This window comes from Sporosarcina gallistercoris (assembly GCF_050459885.1).
Taxonomy (GTDB): Bacteria; Bacillota; Bacilli; order Bacillales_A; family Planococcaceae; genus Sporosarcina; species Sporosarcina gallistercoris_A.
In genome coordinates, this window is record NZ_JBCMNO010000029.1 from 1 (window position 1) to 800 (window position 800).

Here is an 800-nt window from a genome sequence, read left to right on the forward strand (position 1 = left end):
GTACTTCATCAGCTTTTCGAAGCGTCAAAAAAAGCCATTTATTCGTGTATCCCTAGGAAGTGGAACGCATCTTCCATAACTGAGGATAAAAAAGATGAACCGACTTTAGTTCAGGAGCCTGAATCGGTTCCATGGAACCGGTCTGAAGAAAGATGGCAGCGTATTCAACAATCCCAACAGTTATTTTCAGAGGGGTATCGTGTCGCAACTATCGCACGGAAACTCGGCGTTGTAAGGAACACAGTCTACTCCGACTTAAATCAGACAGTGCCTCCTTATGAGGAACGTGCTTCGCCTGATACCACCTACTATCCCTTGGTTTCTTCACTGGTAAAAGATAAAATGAGTTCTGAGCAAATTGAGGAGACATGCCGATCTCAAGGGTATACTGGATCCCTCGAAACATTGACTGGAATGATTACGAGCGCACGTAATCGCTCTGCTAAATTGGAAACCCCGGGTCTGTCTCTTCGGCAAAAGACCTTACGGTTATTATGGAATCCTGATAATGAAGACGTTCTTGAAGAACTACAAAGCTTCCATCCTGACTTTCTGTCAACATTTCCTTTGATAAAAGAATTAAGTAAGCTAATTCATTCATTTCGATCATTAATCAAGGAAAAGGCAGCAGAGCAATTGCCACAATGGATTGAAAATCATAAGGGTTTTGAAAATAAATCTATCCAATCGTTTTTTCAAGGAGTGAAAAACGACATAGACGCCATTCTGCTTGGAATACGTTTGCATTGGAGCAACGGTCCAACAGAAGGAAATGTCAATCGATTAAAGACACTTAAGCG

1 protein-coding gene and 1 pseudogene are annotated in these 800 nt (G+C 41.8%); both read left to right on the forward strand.

Annotated elements, in window-relative coordinates; genetic code table 11:
• Positions 1-162 precede the first annotated feature (162 nt).
• A pseudogene (locus ABE021_RS15205) lies at positions 163-240 on the forward strand (hypothetical protein); the annotation flags it as partial.
• Between the two features lie 102 nt (positions 241-342).
• The coding region (locus ABE021_RS15210) for a transposase (RefSeq protein WP_430289841.1) at positions 343-800 on the forward strand (458 nt) is incomplete at its 3' end.